The 16,225-nt window shown below is 61.5% G+C and carries 18 protein-coding genes; 5 read left to right on the top strand and 13 right to left on the bottom strand.

Features of this window, described 5'->3' with window-relative positions:
- The first annotated feature begins 55 nt into the window (after positions 1–55).
- Entirely contained in the window at positions 56–946 is an 891-nt protein-coding gene (locus tag C0058_RS09720) for a pseudouridine synthase (protein ID WP_102370232.1), read from the top strand.
- Between the two features lie 57 nt (positions 947–1,003).
- Here C0058_RS09720 and C0058_RS09725 read toward each other — a convergent pair whose 3' ends face one another.
- Positions 1,004–1,225 (bottom strand): YgdI/YgdR family lipoprotein, encoded by a 222-nt coding sequence (locus C0058_RS09725; RefSeq protein WP_003209090.1) that lies wholly within the window; start codon positions 1,223–1,225, stop codon positions 1,004–1,006.
- 80 nt (positions 1,226–1,305) lie between these two features.
- Positions 1,306–1,908: a molybdenum cofactor guanylyltransferase MobA gene (gene mobA, locus C0058_RS09730; protein WP_003209091.1), complete on the bottom strand. Its 603-nt coding sequence runs from the start codon at positions 1,906–1,908 to the stop codon at positions 1,306–1,308.
- A gap of 75 nt (positions 1,909–1,983) precedes the next feature.
- On the opposite strand from mobA, the gene moaB reads away from it, so the two are divergent.
- The gene (moaB, locus tag C0058_RS09735; RefSeq protein WP_102368452.1) at positions 1,984–2,523 is read left to right on the top strand and encodes a molybdenum cofactor biosynthesis protein B; all 540 of its coding nucleotides are present in this window, start codon (positions 1,984–1,986) and stop codon (positions 2,521–2,523) included.
- Complete coding sequence (gene glp / locus C0058_RS09740) at positions 2,507–3,733, top strand: gephyrin-like molybdotransferase Glp (RefSeq protein ID WP_102368453.1); 1,227 nt, start codon at positions 2,507–2,509, stop codon at positions 3,731–3,733. Before moaB ends, glp begins: the two co-directional genes overlap by 17 nt.
- 142 nt (positions 3,734–3,875) lie before the next feature.
- Here the strand turns inward: glp and C0058_RS09745 are convergent, their stop codons facing one another.
- The 5 genes from C0058_RS09745 to minC form a co-directional block, all read right to left on the bottom strand.
- Positions 3,876–5,165 (bottom strand): M18 family aminopeptidase, encoded by a 1,290-nt coding sequence (locus tag C0058_RS09745; protein ID WP_003209095.1) that lies wholly within the window; start codon positions 5,163–5,165, stop codon positions 3,876–3,878.
- 171 nt (positions 5,166–5,336) lie between these two features.
- The gene (locus C0058_RS09750) at positions 5,337–5,972 is read right to left on the bottom strand and encodes an RluA family pseudouridine synthase (protein ID WP_008432172.1); all 636 of its coding nucleotides are present in this window, start codon (positions 5,970–5,972) and stop codon (positions 5,337–5,339) included.
- A gap of 96 nt (positions 5,973–6,068) precedes the next feature.
- Positions 6,069–6,323, bottom strand: a complete 255-nt coding sequence (gene minE / locus C0058_RS09755; RefSeq protein ID WP_003175252.1) for a cell division topological specificity factor MinE — start codon at positions 6,321–6,323, stop codon at positions 6,069–6,071.
- Positions 6,324–6,326: 3 nt separating this feature from the next.
- Positions 6,327–7,139, bottom strand: a complete 813-nt coding sequence (gene minD, locus C0058_RS09760) for a septum site-determining protein MinD (RefSeq protein ID WP_003209098.1) — start codon at positions 7,137–7,139, stop codon at positions 6,327–6,329.
- A 199-nt stretch (positions 7,140–7,338) separates the two neighbouring features.
- Entirely contained in the window at positions 7,339–8,076 is a 738-nt protein-coding gene (gene minC, locus C0058_RS09765; RefSeq protein ID WP_003209099.1) for a septum site-determining protein MinC, read from the bottom strand.
- A 118-nt stretch (positions 8,077–8,194) separates the two neighbouring features.
- On the opposite strand from minC, the gene C0058_RS09770 reads away from it, so the two are divergent.
- Complete coding sequence (locus tag C0058_RS09770; RefSeq protein ID WP_003209101.1) at positions 8,195–9,130, top strand: lipid A biosynthesis lauroyl acyltransferase; 936 nt, start codon at positions 8,195–8,197, stop codon at positions 9,128–9,130.
- A gap of 32 nt (positions 9,131–9,162) precedes the next feature.
- Complete coding sequence (locus tag C0058_RS09775) at positions 9,163–10,314, top strand: patatin-like phospholipase family protein (protein ID WP_102368454.1); 1,152 nt, start codon at positions 9,163–9,165, stop codon at positions 10,312–10,314.
- A 140-nt stretch (positions 10,315–10,454) separates the two neighbouring features.
- Here the strand turns inward: C0058_RS09775 and C0058_RS09780 are convergent, their stop codons facing one another.
- The 6 genes from C0058_RS09780 to alc all read right to left on the bottom strand — a co-directional run bounded on the left by C0058_RS09780 (position 10,455) and on the right by alc (position 16,213).
- Positions 10,455–11,240 carry an outer membrane protein OmpK gene (locus C0058_RS09780; RefSeq protein ID WP_003209104.1) on the bottom strand — a complete coding sequence of 262 codons (786 nt, stop codon included), beginning with the start codon at positions 11,238–11,240 and terminating at the stop codon, positions 10,455–10,457.
- On the bottom strand, positions 11,237–11,632 hold the full coding sequence (locus C0058_RS32595) for a hypothetical protein (RefSeq protein WP_158660277.1): 396 nt from the start codon (positions 11,630–11,632) through the stop codon (positions 11,237–11,239). The genes C0058_RS09780 and C0058_RS32595 overlap by 4 nt, the downstream gene beginning before the upstream one ends.
- Before the next feature lie 43 nt (positions 11,633–11,675).
- The gene (locus C0058_RS09785; RefSeq protein ID WP_087694784.1) at positions 11,676–13,028 is read right to left on the bottom strand and encodes a nucleobase:cation symporter-2 family protein; all 1,353 of its coding nucleotides are present in this window, start codon (positions 13,026–13,028) and stop codon (positions 11,676–11,678) included.
- Positions 13,029–13,224: 196 nt separating this feature from the next.
- The gene (locus C0058_RS09790) at positions 13,225–14,526 is read right to left on the bottom strand and encodes a urate hydroxylase PuuD (RefSeq protein WP_008432185.1); all 1,302 of its coding nucleotides are present in this window, start codon (positions 14,524–14,526) and stop codon (positions 13,225–13,227) included.
- Between the two features lie 50 nt (positions 14,527–14,576).
- The gene (locus tag C0058_RS09795) at positions 14,577–15,080 is read right to left on the bottom strand and encodes an ureidoglycolate lyase (RefSeq protein WP_003209110.1); all 504 of its coding nucleotides are present in this window, start codon (positions 15,078–15,080) and stop codon (positions 14,577–14,579) included.
- Between the two features lie 137 nt (positions 15,081–15,217).
- Positions 15,218–16,213: an allantoicase gene (gene alc, locus C0058_RS09800; RefSeq protein WP_003209112.1), complete on the bottom strand. Its 996-nt coding sequence runs from the start codon at positions 16,211–16,213 to the stop codon at positions 15,218–15,220.
- Positions 16,214–16,225: the final 12 nt, after the last annotated feature.

Genomic DNA, 16,225 nt, shown 5'->3' on the forward strand with positions numbered 1-16,225 from the left:
GGCCTGATCCGGGTGCATGCGGGATAATGTGCGCCTGTATGTCCACGTCTTGAGCCTGCCCATGTCCGTTTTTTCCGCTGCCCAGCACCAAGCCAGCACCTTGTACCTGCCGCCAGGCGCCTGGGCCACCGTGCTGGATTGCCTGTGTGAGCACTTCCAGGCCATCAGCCGTGAGCAATGGCTGGACCGCATCGCCCGAGGCCGGGTACTGGACATCAATGGCACCCCCATCAATCAGGACCTCGCCTACCGCGAAGGCCTGTGCATCTACTACTTTCGCGAAGTACCGAACGAGAAAGTAATCCCGGTGCAGGAGACGATCCTGTACGCCGATGAACACCTGGTGGTAGCCGACAAGCCGCACTTCCTGCCGGTCACGCCTGCCGGTGAATACGTCGAGCAGACCCTGTTGCGGCGTTTGATCCGTCGCCTCGACAACCCGGCGCTGGTGCCGCTGCATCGCATTGATCGGCATACCGCAGGGCTGGTGCTGTTTTCGGCCAACCCCCAGACGCGCTCGGCGTATCAACAGCTGTTTCCCACGCGCAAGATCGACAAGTTCTACGAAGCCATTGCCCCTGCATTGCCTGGGCTGACCTTTCCGCTGGTGCACAAAAGCCGGCTGGTGGATGGCGAGCCGTTCTTTCGCATGCAGGAAGGCGAGGGGGCGAGCAACACCGAGACGGCGGTCGAGGTGCGGGAAAAGAATGGCGACCTGTGGCGCTATGGCCTGTTTCCGGTGACCGGCAAGAAGCATCAGTTGCGGGTGCACATGACGGCCCTGGGCGCGAGTATCTGCAACGATCCGTTCTACCCCGACGTTATCAAGGATGCCGAGGACGACTACGCCAACCCGCTCAAGCTGCTGGCCCAGGGGGTGCGTTTCATCGACCCGGTCACCGGCCTTGAGCGCGACTTTCGCAGCGAGATCAGCCTGGACTGGTAAACCCCAGCAACGAAAAAGCCCGCATTACGCGGGCTTTTTTGTATCTGGCGTTAAGACTTACAGGTCTTTAACGGTGCGAACCTGATCCTTGTTGATCTGGGTGCGCTTGCCATCCAGCTGTTCGAATTCGTAGAAGCCGGTGGACTTGTCGAATTTAGGAGTGTCGACGGCCTGGATTTCGCGACCGTCATTCAGGGTGATCACTGTCGGCGAGGCGCAACCGGCAAGGGTAGCGAGGCCCAGTGCAAGCATGAGAGCGGCGATGGTCCGTTGAGTCATGAGTTTGTCTCCGAGAGAATGCTTTGTTGAGTACTGACCTTGTGACGTGTGTAACGTCGGCAAAGTTCCTTGTTCGACGCTCATTCTGACACGCTGGGCGGGCGGTGCAACAACTCCGGTGTATTGAGGTTGGCCAGGCGCGGATCGTCGGCGGGGCAATCCAGGGCCTTGGCCCCCAGCGCCTGCATGATCTGGCGCGGGCTGCGCTCGCCGGCTGCCCAGGCCCGTTCGAAGGGCTCGCGCAGCGAAGTGGGGATCACGCAGAGCAGCGGTTCCCAGAAATCGCCGTGGCGCACCATCACCGGCAGCAACGGGTTTTGCTGCGCCGTGCTGCGCAGGTCGGCGAGCAATCGTGCATCGATCTGCGGCACATCGCACGGCAATACCAGCAGATGCCCATGCTGCGCCACCGCCAGTCCTGCGCGAATGCCGGCCAGTGGCCCGGGAAAGTCGGGGCTGTCATCGCCGACCAATCGGTCGGCATAGGCCGCGTACTGCGCCTGGTTGCGATTGCAGGAGATGATCAGGTCGTCGGTCAACGGCCGCACCAGGCGATGCAGGTGCGCGATCAGCGGCTGCCCGTGCCAGTCCAGCAGGCCCTTGTCGAGGCCGCCCATGCGCTGGCCACGACCGCCGGCCAGCAAAAGGATCGAGCAGGGCAGTGGGGAAGAATGGCTTGGCATGACGGCTCCTGCGGGCAGTGAAATGGGGGGCTGTGATATAACATCGGGCTGTTCCTTCGACAACCGGACCGAGCCATGAAAGCCAACGCTGATGCGCCCTTTGTACCCCTGAATATCGCTGTATTGACGGTCAGCGACACCCGCACCCTGGAAACCGACACCTCGGGCCAGGTCTTCGTCGACCGCCTGACCGCCGCCGGTCACCTGCTGGCCGAGCGAGTTTTGCTTAAAGATGATCTGTACAAAATCCGTGCGCAAGTGGCGCACTGGATTGCCGAAGACGTGGTGCAGGTGGTGTTGATCACCGGCGGCACCGGCTTCACCGGCCGCGACAGCACCCCGGAAGCGGTGAGCTGCCTGCTGGATAAACAGGTGGATGGTTTCGGCGAACTGTTCCGGCAAATCTCCGTGGCCGATATCGGCACCTCCACCGTGCAATCCCGTGCCCTGGCCGGCCTGGCCAACGGCACACTGGTGTGCTGCCTGCCGGGCTCCACCAACGCGGTGCGCACCGGTTGGGACGGGATTCTCGCCGAGCAATTGGATAACCGTCACCGCCCGTGCAACTTCGTCCCGCATTTGAAACAGGCCGAGCCCTGTGAATCCCGTGGGTAAGCCGGGCAAGACCGGCGCGTTGATGCCGGTGGAAGACGCCCTCGAACAATTGCTGGCGATGGCCGAGGCAGCGCCGATCCGCGAGCCGGAAACGTTGGCGCTGGCCGAGTGTGATGGTCGGGTGCTGGCCCAGGCGTTGATCTCCACGCTGGACTTGCCGCCCTGGCCCAACAGCGCCATGGACGGATACGCCCTGCGCCTGGCGGACTGGACCGGTGAGCCACTGGTAGTCAGCCAGCGCATTTTTGCGGGCACGGCACCCGAGCCCTTGGCTGCCGGTACCTGCGCGCGGATCTTCACCGGAGCCCCGGTACCGGAGGGCGCGGACTGCGTCGAGATGCAGGAAAACGCCGTGGTCCATGCCGATCAGCGGGTGAGCTTCATCGAAGCGTTGCAGGTGGATCAAAACATCCGTCCCCAAGGCCAGGAAACCACGGTGGGCGAGTGGGTGTTGCCAGCAGGTACACGCCTGGGCCCGATCGAGTTGGGCCTGGCGGCTTCATTGGGTCGTGATCGGCTGGAGGTGGTACGACGCGCCCGCGTGGCTGTGCTGTCAACCGGCGACGAGTTGATCGAGCCGGGCCTGCCGCTGGGCCCCGGGCAGATCTACAACAGTAATCGCCGGGTGCTGTGCAGCTGGCTGGAGCGCCTGGGCTGCGAAGTGGTGGACGCCGGGATCCTGCCGGACGACCTGGAACAAACCCGCGAACGCCTGGGCGCATTGGGCTCGGTAGACCTGATTCTGTCCACCGGCGGTGTGTCGGTGGGGGAGGCGGATTTTCTCGGGATTGCACTGCGGGAAGAGGGCGAACTGGCGCTGTGGAAGCTGGCAATCAAGCCGGGCAAGCCGCTGACGTTCGGGCATTTCCGTGGTGTACCGGTGATCGGTTTGCCGGGCAATCCGGCGTCGACGCTGGTGACCTTTGCCTTGCTGGCGCGGCCTTACCTGTTGCGCCGCCAGGGCGTGGAAGACGTGCAGCCGCTGCGCATTGAAGTGCCCGTGGGATTTGTCTGGCCCAAGCCGGGGAATCGCCGCGAGTATTTGCGCGGGCGGCTGGAGCAGGGCAAGGCGATCATCTACCGCAACCAGAGCTCGGGTGTGCTGCGTAGCGCGGCGTGGGCCGAAGGTTTGGTAGAAGTGCTGGAGGGGACGACGCTGGAGATCGGTGACCGGGTCAACTTCATTCCGCTGAGTGAAGTGTTGAACTGAGCCCGATCTATCAAACAATGAAGATCAACTGTGGGAGCTGGCTTGCTCGCGAAAGCGGTGGATCAGTCACCCGATGTATTGACTGACCCTCTGCATTCGCGAGCAAGCCCGCTCCCACATTTGATTTGTGTTCATCCTGCAATTACGGCAAGTCGCGACTCGCGTAAAACGCACTCAACACCTTCACCAGGTGCGCCAGGTCGTGGCTGCCGCACAGCTCGCGAATCGAGTGCATCGCAAACGTCGGCAAGCCGATATCCACGGTGCGCACGCCCAGGTGGCTGGCGGTGATCGGGCCGATGGTCGAGCCGCAACCCATGTCGCTGCGAACCACAAAGCTCTGCACCGGCACTTCTTCGGCCATGCACAGGTGGCGGAAGAACCCGGCGGTTTCGCTGTTGGTGGCGTAGCGCTGGTTGCTGTTGACCTTGATCACCGGGCCGGCATTGAGTTTCGGGCCGTGGTTGGCGTCGTGCTTCTCGGCGTAGTTGGGGTGCACGCCGTGGGCGTTGTCGGCAGACACCAACAGCGACTTCTGGATAGTGCGTACGAATTCATCACCCTCGGGCAGCAGGCGACGCAGGGTCTGCTCCAGCATCGGGCCGTCGGCACCGCAGGCGGAGCACGAGCCGACTTCTTCGTGGTCGTTGCAGACCAGCACGCAGGTTTCATCGGTTTCGGCGGTGAGCAGGGCTTGCAGGCCGGCGTAGCACGACAGCAGGTTGTCGAGGCGGGCACCGGCGATAAAGTCGCCATTGAGGCCGATCACGGCCGCGCTCTGGGTGTCGTAGAAGCTCAGCTCATAGTCGAGCACCACGTCAGCGTTCAACCCGTGTTCACGAGCCAGTTGCTCGGTCAGCACTGCGCGGAAGTCTACGCGCTCGTCACCGGCGAACTGCGCAAGGATCGGCGGCAGTTCGGTCTGGGCATTGATCGCCCAACCCTGGTTGGCTTCACGGTTCAGGTGAATGGCCAGGTTGGGGATGATCGCGATGGGCAGCTTGAAGTCGATCAGCTGGCTTTCGACCTTGCCGTCGCGGCGGAAAGTGACGCGGCCGGCCAGGGACAGATCGCGGTCGAACCACGGCGCCAGCAGCGCGCCGCCGTACACTTCCACACCCAGTTGCCAGAAGCCCTGGCGTTGCAGTTCAGGCTGTGGCTTGACCCGCAGGCACGGGCTGTCGGTGTGGGCGCCGACCAGGCGGATGCCGCCTTGCAGGGGCGAGTGGCGGCCGAGTTTGAAGGCGATGATCGAGGAGTCGTTGCGGGTCACGTAATAGCGCCCGTTGGCCTCGGTGGTCCAGGTCTCGCGCTCGTCAAGACGCTGGAAACCGGCCGCTTCCAGGCGCTGTGCAAGGGCGGCGGTGGCATGGAACGGGGTAGGGGAGGCCTTGAGGAAGTCGATCAGGCCTTGGTTCAACTCTTCGCGCATAAGTAGCTCCAGACAGCAATGGCGCGAGTTTACCGTCCGACGGGATAAGTGCACAGAACAAATGTGGGAGCGGGCTTGCTCGCGAATGCGGTGTGTCAGTCGCCGAATGAGCTAACTGATCCACCGCATTCGCTAGCAAGCCCGCTGCCACATTTTAATTGCGTTTACAGGTTAAAACGGCGCGGGGCACTCGAAGCGCAGACGCTCGCCGCTCTGGGGATGGGTGAAGCTCAGCATGCTGGCGTGCAGGCACAGCCGTGGCCAGGCAGCCAAGGCCTGTTCATGGGCGTACAAGCCATCGCCCAGCAACGGATGCCCGATGGACAGCATATGCACGCGCAGTTGATGTGAGCGGCCGGTGATCGGTGTCAGCTCAACCCGGCACCAGTCGCCGCAACGCTCCAGGACTTTCCAGAAGGTCAGCGCGTTCTTGCCGAACTCGTGGTCCACCACGTGCCGTGGCTTGGTCGGTGGGTCGTAGCGCAAGGGCAAGTCGATGCTGCCGCTGTCCAGTTCCGGTTGGCCCCAGCAGAGTGCGGTGTAGGCCTTTTCGGTTTCCCGGTCATGAAACTGGCGGGACAGTTCACGGTGGGTATCCGCGTCTCGGGCCAGCAGGATGATCCCGGACGTTTCCCAGTCCAGGCGATGGACGATGCGGGCTTCGGGGTAGCCGTTTTCCTGCAGGCGGGTGATCAGGCAGTCCTTGTTGTCGTCGGCGCGACCGGGAACCGAGAGCAGCAGGGTAGGCTTGTTCACCACCAGGACAGCAGCGTCCTGATGAAGGATATGGACATTGGACAACGGCATTAAAACAGCCTCGTAACAAACGCCAACGGCGGCTCGCTCACCCGGCCCCGTGAGGGGAGCCAGGTAACCGAGCCGCCGTGGCGACCGCCTTTTCGATCAACGATCAGGCAGGGTGATATTGAGTTCCAGAATCGAGCAGCTGCCGTCATTTTCCAGGGCGACATGCACGTCATCGTTACCGATGTTGACGTACTTGCGGATCACTTCCACCAGTTCCTTCTGCAGGGCTGGCAGGTAATCCGGGGTGCTGCGTTGGCCGCGTTCGTGCGCCACGATGATCTGTAGACGCTCTTTCGCTACCGACGCGGTACTTGGCTTTTTGTTGGCGCGAAAGAAGTCGAGAAATTTCATTGTTTAGTTGCCTCCAAAGATACGCTCGAAGAATCCCTTCTTCTTAACATCGAGGAAGCGATGTTCCACGGTCTTGCCCAGCAAGCGATCTACCGCATCGCTGTACGCCTGGCCGGCGTCGCTCTGGTCGTCAAGAATCACCGGCACACCTTGGTTGGATGCCTTCAGGACGGCCTGGGATTCCGGGATCACACCCAGCAGGGTCACGGCGAGGATTTCCTTCACGTCTTCAACGCCGAGCATTTCGCCATTGCTGACGCGCTCAGGGTTGTAGCGGGTCAGCAGCAGGTGTTCCTTGATCGGATCTTCACCTTTCTCGGCGCGCTGGGACTTGCTGGCCAGCAGGCCGAGCATGCGGTCCGAGTCACGTACCGAGGAGACTTCAGGGTTGGTCACGACGATGGCTTCGTCGGCGAAGTACATCGCCAGGTGAGCACCGGTCTCGATACCCGCCGGGGAATCGCACACCACGTATTCGAAGGTTTCCTTCAGTTCGGCGAGGACCTTGCCCACGCCTTCCTTGGTCAGCGCGTCTTTGTCGCGGGTCTGGCTGGCGGCCAGTACATACAGGTTCTCAAGGCGCTTGTCCTTGATCAGGGCCTGTTGCAGGTTGGCTTCGCCATTGACGACGTTGACGAAGTCGTAAACCACGCGGCGTTCACAGCCCATGATCAGGTCGAGGTTACGCAAGCCGACGTCGAAGTCGACGATAACTGTCTTGTGGCCGCGCAGAGCGAGGCCGGTACCGATAGCGGCGCTGGTGGTGGTCTTACCCACACCACCCTTGCCGGATGTAACCACGAGAATCTTGGCCAAGGTGTTTCACCCCTAAGGAAAAAGGACTTTTTAGTCCCTGAAAAACATCTCTTGTCACTCGCTGCAGGCGGGCAGCTCTTGTAGGAGAAAGCACGGTTTGCCTGGGCAAACCCCACCTTAAAATTATTCCTACACAAGTTTTGCCGTTTTCGCTGTGCTATCAGAGTCCAGAGATGCTTGGAAAATGCGGCAGTATCCGTTAAAGACGAACGATGTTCAACACATCGCCCGACAGGCTGACTTGTACCCCGGCCCCCCACAGCGGATCGCGGCGCAAATCTTCCGAAACCTTGTACTGGCCTGCGATGGACACTAGCTCAGCGGTCAACTGCTGGCAAAAAATACGGGCCTTGGTGTCACCTTTTATGCCGGCCAGGGCACGACCACGCATGGGGCCGTATACATGGATGTTTCCATCGGCGAGAAGTTCCGCCCCCGGGCTGACCGGGGCGATGACGACAAGGTCGCCACCCTGGGCGTAAATCTGCTGCCCGCCCCGTACGGGAGAGGTGATGATCTTTGTCGGCTTGATCGTCGGCTCCGGCGGTTTCTCCGGTTTTTTCTTCTCTTCGCCGACCAACGGGTCGAGCGGACGCTCGCGGGCACCCGACGGCGGCAGTACTGGCAGTTCAATAGCGATTGCCGCGGCGATGTCTTCGATCCGGCTGGCACGGATCGCCAGGGTGCGCAGGCCATGCTGGCGGCACACGCGCATCAGCCCGGGCAGGTCGACCGCGCCCTGGCCGGCCGGGAGCTTGTCCAGGGCCAGCACCAGCGGTGCATTGTTGAAGAAGTTCGGCGCCAGGGCGACCTTGGCGGCGAGCTGGCGGTCCAGGGCATCAAGGTCGTTGCGGGCCAGTTCCAGCACGGTAATGGCGAGCATGCTGCCTTTCAACTGGAACACGGGATCTTGGTCTAGCGGTTCGGTTTGGCTCATGGTCGGCAAAGCGGCTTGTCACGAAAAGTGTCGAGACTTATAACGAGAACATCCGCTAGCCGCAAGCCGGGTCGAACCGTTGTAGAATGCGCGGCCGTTGTCTTTACCGGAATCTTGAATGGATCGCCCGCGTTTTCGAGCTGTATTTTTTCATCCGCGCTTCTGGCTGTTATGGCTGGGGCTGGGTTTGCTGTGGCTGATTGTGCAGTTGCCGTACCGGGCTTTACTGGGGATTGGCCGTGCCTTGGGGGCGGGAATGTACCGGGTGGCCGGTGAACGTCGACGTATCGCCGCACGAAACCTGGAACTGTGCTTCCCGGAAAAGTCCGCTAAAGAGCGTAAACATTTGCTCAAGGAAAACTTTGCCTCCACCGGCATCGCGTTCTTCGAGATGGCCATGAGCTGGTGGTGGTCCAAGCCGCGCCTGGCGCGCCTGGCCCATGTCGAAGGGCTGGAGCACCTCAAGCAGGCGCAACTGGAAGGCAAGGGCGTGATCCTCATGGCCCTGCATTTCACCACCCTGGAAATCGGCGCCGCCTTGCTCGGGCAGAAGCACACCATCGACGGCATGTACCGCGAGCACGGCAACCCCTTGTTCGATTTCGTCCAGCGCCGTGGCCGCGAGCGGCACAACCTCGACTCCCTGGCCGTAGAGCGCGAAGACGTGCGCGGCATGCTCAAGCTGCTGCGGGCCGGTCGTGCGATTTGGTACGCACCGGACCAGGACTACGGCGCCAAGCAAAGTATCTTCGTGCCATTGTTCGGCATTCAGGCCGCCACCGTGACCGCCACCAGCAAGTTCGCCCGCCTGGGCAAGGCTCTGGTGGTGCCGTTCACCCAGGAACGCCTGGCCGACGGCAGCGGTTATCGCCTGGTGATCCATCCGCCGCTGACCGACTTCCCCGGTGAAACCGACGAGATCGATTGCCTGCGCATCAACCAGTGGGTCGAAGCCTCCGTGCGCGAATGCCCCGAGCAATACCTGTGGACGCACCGCCGCTTCAAGAGCCGGCCGCCAGGTGAACCTAAACTGTATGAAAAACGCCGCCGTTGATCTGAAGTCCCCAAGCACCATGGAGTGATGCAATGCGCCCAGCTGAACCGGTCACAGGCTTGATTCTTTCCGGCGGCGGGGCGCGGGCCGCCTATCAGGTGGGGGTACTGGCGGCGATAGCCGAGCTGTTGCCGCCGGGCGCGGCCAATCCGTTTCCGGTGATCGTCGGCACCTCGGCCGGGGCGATCAATGCGGTGAGCCTGGCCAGTGGCGCCATGGACTTTACCGCCGCCATCCAGCGCCTGACCGCCTTCTGGCAGGGCTTTCGCAGCCACCTGGTGCTGCGCAGCGACTGGCCCGGGGTGATCAGCCAGGCCAGTCGATTCCTTGTCCACAGCCTGCTGGGGATGGGGGCGCAGGTGCCAGTGGCGCTGCTCAACAGTTCGCCGCTGCGGGACTTGTTGCGCGACAAACTGCACCTGGAAGGCATCGCGCAGTCGATCCGCGAGAAACACCTTCATGCTGTGGCGGTGACCGCGTTCGGATACGAGTCCGGGCAAGCCGTGACCTTCTATCAGGGCGGCGGCACCATCGATGCCTGGTTGCGGCATCGGCGCATCGGCATTCCCACCCAATTGACCGTTGAACACTTGCTGGCCAGCTCGGCGATTCCGTTGCTGTTTGCGCCGGTCAAACTCGACCAGGAATATTTTGGTGACGGGGCGGTGCGCCAGTCGGCGCCGATCAGTCCTGCGTTGCACCTGGGCGCCAGCCGCGTGCTGGTGGTGGGGGTCAGTGGCAACCCGCGCGGCAACGATCCATCGAACCCGGCGCGCACCTTCACCGGCCAGGAGCCGACGTTGGCGCAGATCGGCGGGCACATGCTCAACAGTACGTTCATCGACAGCCTGGAAAGCGATATCGAATTGCTCGAGCGCCTGAACCAGTTCAGCCACGTGTTGCCGGCCAACGCGGCGATACAAGGTTTGGCGCCAGTGGAAGTATTGGTGATCGCTCCCAGTCAGCCAATCGACGAAATCGCGGCACGTCACCGCCAGGAATTGCCGGCGGCATTGCGCCTGTTTCTGCGCGGGCCGGGGGCGACCAAAACCAGTGGCGCGGGTGTGCTCAGCTACCTGCTGTTCGAGGCGGGGTATTGCAGCGAATTGATCGAGCTGGGAAGGCGGGATGCGCTGGCCAAGCGCGAAGAGTTGCAGCGGTTCCTGGGCCTGACACCGGACTGAATGTGGGAGCGGGCTTGTGTGGGAGCGGGCTTGCTCGCGAATGCGGTGTGTCAGTCGCCAGATGTATTGACTGACCCACCGCATTCGCGAGCAAGCCCGCTCCCACATAAACCCGATTCCACAGGGGATAGGCGGTGTGGTTAGAAGTGGTACTTCACCAACAGGCTCGCAGTGTCCTGGTTGGTCTCGAACGCGCCGCTGTCCTGGATCCCGTACTTGTTCTTCCAGTAGTCGTATTCGATACCGACATACAACTGCTTCTCGCCCCAATGCAACGCCTTGCCCAGGTCATATTTGATCTGCGGGTTGAAGTGCAGGTTGGCGTGGTAAGTGCCACGGGCGTTCTTGTCGTTATCCACGACCCAGTCCATAAAGCCGTCGATCAGCACATTGGAGTTGCCCACCGGGATCGTGTACGACCACACCGGTGTGATCTGCCATACGCCGTCACCCGGGCGATTGCCTTCGGTCTGGCGCTGGTAGAAGTTCAGCTGGAAGTAGTCGAAACCAGGGATTGCCAGGTCGAAGCCCGGGCCGAGCAAGTACGACTCGTTGTCGCCTTCGCCGAACTCGTAAGTGAACGCCAGCAACACGTCCTTGATCGGACCGAACGACAAGTCCTTGTCGAAAATCTTGCCGAACGACAAGCGTGGGCTGAACTCGCCGTAGTAAGTACTTGGGCCGACATTGCCGTCTTCCTTGCCGTTGTAAAAGATGCGGTCGAGGAAGAAGAAGTTGTCGCCGTACTTCCACGCGTCGGCGTGTTCGAAGGTCACGGTTTGCTGGATCTGCGGGTTAACAGTGAAGTTCTTGCCCCACAGATAAGTCAGGCTGTTGTTCTGCCACTGCAGCAGATCACCGGCCATGGCCTGGCCCCCGGCCAGCAGGGATCCTGCCAGCATCAGGCTGTTCACGGTACGTTTCATTCGGTTGCTCCCGAGGTAAAGGTTTCTGGTTTTTTTTCTAAGCGGACGCTCTGGTGTGGCGTCTTTTGGCTTGCCGCAAAAATCGTCTGTTCGGTCAGCTTTGATGCTTTTAGCAAGAGCTGCGCCAAGGTGTTTAAAAAGCCAAAAAATCCCCGTCGGCTGTGATGAACACAGTCGAATTCGGAGAGATTTTGCACACGTTGGCTGCGGACGTGGGGCCGGGATAAGTTGGCCTTGCAGTCAGCTTTTACATTCGCTGTTTTTTTTTGAGTCGATTTGAGCGGGCGCCGAGAATACTGACTCCCAGGCCTGTGCTCAAGTGCGCCGTTAAAGAGCGCGCGGGGCGAGAATGGGGCACGGCGCGTGGCCGGCCCCGGGTGAATGGCGTACATGGTGTGTTCCCTGATCGTTATTGTTTTTGTTGTGACGCAGGAATCAATGTGGGTGTGCGTGAGCGCTTGGGGCAGCGCGTTCGGCGCCACCCAGGATGTTGAATAACAGGTTCAGCGACAGCGCGCTGATCGTGGCCATGGCGATGCCGCTGTGAGTGATCGGGCTCATCCATAGCGGCAGCTGTGCAAAGAATTCGGGACGTACCACCGGGATCAATCCCATGCCGATACTCACCGCCACCAGCAACTGGTTACGACGGTCGGCAATGTCGGCTTCCTGGAGGATCTTGATCCCGGTGGCTGCCACCATGCCGAACATGGCAATCGCCGCGCCGCCCAGCACTGCGGGTGGAATCGACGCTACCAAAAAGGCGGCCTTGGGCAGCAGGCTCAGCACAATCAGGAACGCGCCGGCCACGATCGTCACCGAACGGCAACGCACGCCGGTCATCTGCACCAGGCCGATGTTCTGCGCGAACGAGGAGTGGGTGAAGGTGTTGAAGAACCCGGCAAAAAACGATGCGCCGGCGTCACACAACAGGCCACGGCGGAGCATTTTCGGCGTGACTTCCTGGCCGGTGATCTTGCCCAGGGCGAGGAACATCCCGGTGGACTCGACGAAGATGATCACCACCACCAGGCACATCGACAGGATCGGCGCCAACTCGAACTTGGGCATGCCGAAATGCAGTGGCGTCACCACTTGCACCCACGGGGCGCGCGCCAGGCCGCTGAGGTCGACCATGCCGATCATCCCGCACAGCCCGTAGCCGAGGGCCATGCCGATCAGCACCGAGATATTCACCCAGAAGCCGCGCATGAAACGGTTGATCAGCAGGATGGTGGCCAGCACCAGCGCGGCAATCGCCAGGTAAATCGGTGAGCCAAACGTGGACGCCGCTGCGCCACCGCCGGCCCAATTGACCGCGACGGGAAACAGCGAAAGACCAATGGCGGTGATCACGGTACCGGTCACCAGCGGTGGAAAGAAGCGCACGACCTTGGACATGAACGGCGCGATCACCATGCCGAAAAAACCGGCGGCGATGGTCGCACCGAAGATCCCCTGCAGACCGATGCCGGGCATGCCGGCCATGGCCACCATGCTGCCGACAGCGGCGAAACTGGCGCCCATCATCACCGGCATACGAATGCCTACCGGGCCGATACCGAAGGACTGGACCATGGTTGCGATGCCCGCCACCAGCAGGTCGGCGTTGATCAGGAAGGCGATTTCTTCACGGCTCAGGCCCGCGGCCTGGCCGATGATCAAAGGCACGGCGACGGCGCCACCGTACATCAGCAAGACGTGTTGCAGGCCTACCAGAATCAGTTGCAAGAGGGGCAGCCGCACCATGGCGGGCGCGGCAGGAGTCTGCGTTTCTAGCTGGGACATGCAACACCTCGGATCTTTTTATTGTTGTGTTGTTCGGCATTCAATTGCCGGGTGGAACTCATTCGTCAAAGCACACCGCAGATCCCATGTGGGAGCGGGCTTGCTCGCGAACGCGGTGGTTCAGTCACCTGAAGTGTTGAATGACACACCGCATTCGCGAGCAAGCCCGCTCCCACATGAGTCCTGCGTTTATCAGTCAGTTGGTACGCGCCCCCTGAGTGATCCAGGTGCCAATCAAGTCCCGTTCCTGCTGGGTCATCTGGGTGATATTGCCCAGCGGCATGATCTGGCTGGCCACGGCCTGTGCCTGGATGCGCGGGGCCATTTGCTGGATCTGCTGCGGCGTATCAAACATCACCCCGGCCGGTGCGGTGCTGAACAGCGGGCTTGTCGGCTTGGCCGAATGGCACACCGCGCAGCGCTCCTGGATCACCCCGTGGACCTTGTCAAAATCAATCGAGGCCTGGGCCGGTGCTGCTTCGGCAGGTGCCGGTGCAGGTGCCGCTGGAGCAGCCGGTTTAAGCCCGCCACCCAACGCCGTTTCCGGCAGTGGCTGGTACTCGATGGCCGCTGGTGCCTTGGCCACTTCCGGTGCAGTCGCCACCGGTTTTGGGCCGGTCACGTAGGCCAGGCAAATCATTGCCAGTGCGCCCACCGGCAAGGTCCAGGCGTATTTCTGGCTGTTGTGACGGGTGTTGAAGTAGTGACGCACCAACACCGCCGCCACCGCGATACCTGCGAGGATCAGCCAGTTGTATTGGCTGCCGTAGGTGCTCGGGAAGTGGTTGCTGATCATGATGAACAGCACCGGCAAGGTGAAGTAGTTGTTGTGCCGCGAACGCAGCAAACCCTTGGCCGGCAGTGCCGGGTCGGGCGTGCGGTTTTCGGCGATGGCCGCCACCAGCGCACGCTGGGCCGGCATGATGATGCGGAACACGTTGCCCACCATGATGGTGCCGATCACGGCGCCCACATGCAGGTACGCACCACGACCGCTGAACACCTTGCTGAAGCCGTACGCGGCGGCAATCAACAGCACGAACAGGATCAGGCCGAGCAGGGCGGGGCGCTTGCCCAGTGCCGAGTCGCAGAGAAAGGAGTAGATGAACCAGCCGGCCAGCAGCGAGCCGAGGCCCAGCAACACACCTTCCGGACCGCTGAGGCTGCTGCCCGGGGCCAGCAGGTACAAGGTCGGGTTGGCGTAGAACACCACGCACAGCAGCGCGATGCCGGACATCCAGGTGAAGTAGGCTTCCCATTTGAACCAGTGCAGGTTGTCCGGCATGGTCGGTGGGGCCAGTTTGTATTTTTCCAGGTGGTAGATACCGCCACCGTGGATCGCCCACAAGTCACCGGCGAGGCCGTCCTTGGGGTTCACGCGGTTGAGGTTGTTTTCCAGCCAGACGAAGTAGAACGAAGCGCCGATCCAGGCGACGCCAGTGATCATGTGAACCCAGCGCACGCTCAGGTTCAGCCATTCCATCAAATGTGCTTCCACAGTCTTTACCTCTCGCCTGTCACTCTGTCGTCGAGTGATCAGACCTTCTCTTATTGGTGGGGGGCGAGGATCAACCGCTCATCCTCTTTAAAAAAATGCTCATCGCAGTTATTGCCTGTGCCACTGCGATCAACCACCAGGAAGTCATCCCGCTTTTCGATCGTCAGCACCGGGTGGTGCCAGACGCCGCGATGGTAATTAATGCCCTGCCTGCCGTTGGTAACGAAGGCGCGGACCAAGCCCGATACAGGTTCATCGCCAAGTGGCGCGACCACGATCAGAAAGGGGTTGCCGAGCAGCGGGATGAAAGCCTGGCTGCCCAGCGGGTGTCGTTCCAGCATGCACACGGTCAGCGGCATGTCCTGCGCGTCGGCGCGGAAGATGCTGATGATCGCGTTATCTTCTGGCGTGGCGGTTTCAACCGTCGCCAGTTTATGAAAGCGCATGGTCGACCCGTTGTTGATCATGAAGTGATCGCTGCCATCGGTTTCGATAACGTCTCCGAAAGGGGCGAAGGCTTCTTTGGTCAGGGGTTCGATCATCAGTGTGCGCATGGCTGTCTTCTTAATCTTGTGTATGGATCGTTCCCACGCTCTGCGTGGGAACGCCGCCCTGGACGCTCTGCGTCCGCTCTTGTGACGCAGAGCGTCACGGTATGCATTCCCACGCAGAGCGTGGGAACGATCGGGTGTTACTTCGAGACCTTACCGAGAACCCGCAGGCGGCTCACACCACCATCCGGGAACACATTCAGACGAATGTGGGTGATCGGGCCCAGCGCCTTGATCTGCTCGGCAAACGTGTGTTCAGCGTGCATTTCCAGTTTCTGCGCCGGCAGCAGTTCGCGCCAGAACAGCGATTGGGTTTCGATCTGGCTGTCGGTGCCGCCCTTCACGAACGCGCCCTGGATCGAGCAAGTGTCCGGGTAGTTGCCCTTGAAGTGCAGGGTGTCGACCACGATCTTCTCGATCTCGCCCGGGTGGCCCAGTGCGACGATCACCCAGTCATTGCCCGGCGTACGACGACGTGCGGTTTCCCAGCCGTCGCCCATGTTGATGCCACGGCCCGGGTTGAGGATGTTGCTCATGCGCCCGAAGTGTTCATCGGAGCAGGCCAGTGCGCGGCCGCCGTTCAATGCAGCAGCCAGGTCCACCTGTTCGTTGTCGCCCACCGCCGACCAGTCGCGGAACGGAATGCCGTACACACGCAGACGGGCCACGCCACCATCCGGGTAGATGTTGAAACGCAGGTGGCTGAAGGCCTGGTCGTTGTTGATCTCGTGGAAGTGATGGCTGTTGCCTTGCAGCTCCACCGCCGACAGCACTTCAACCCATTGGGTGTTGTCATCCGGCTCGCCGGACGCCAGGAAGCAGGCTTCCAGGGACGCCGATGGCGGGAAGTTGCCGGTGAAGAATGAAGTGTCGATGTCCACGCCTTTGATCGAACCCGGTACGCCCAGGCGGATCACGGCGCTGTCGTAGCCTTCGAAGCGCTTGCGGCGCGACTCCCAGCCGTCCATCCACTTGCCGTTGTCATCGAAAACGCCCTCCTTCCACACGGCCGGGGTCGGCTGGAACAGACGGTTGGCGTCGGCGAACCAGTCATCGGTGACAGAGATGATCTTGGTGCCCAGGCGGGCGTCGGCCAGGTTGACGAACTTTTCGAAAGGTACGGGTTGCGCTTTCATTCTTCTTGTCTG

This window comes from Pseudomonas sp. NC02, assembly GCF_002874965.1.
In the GTDB taxonomy this organism is placed as follows: domain Bacteria; phylum Pseudomonadota; class Gammaproteobacteria; order Pseudomonadales; family Pseudomonadaceae; genus Aquipseudomonas.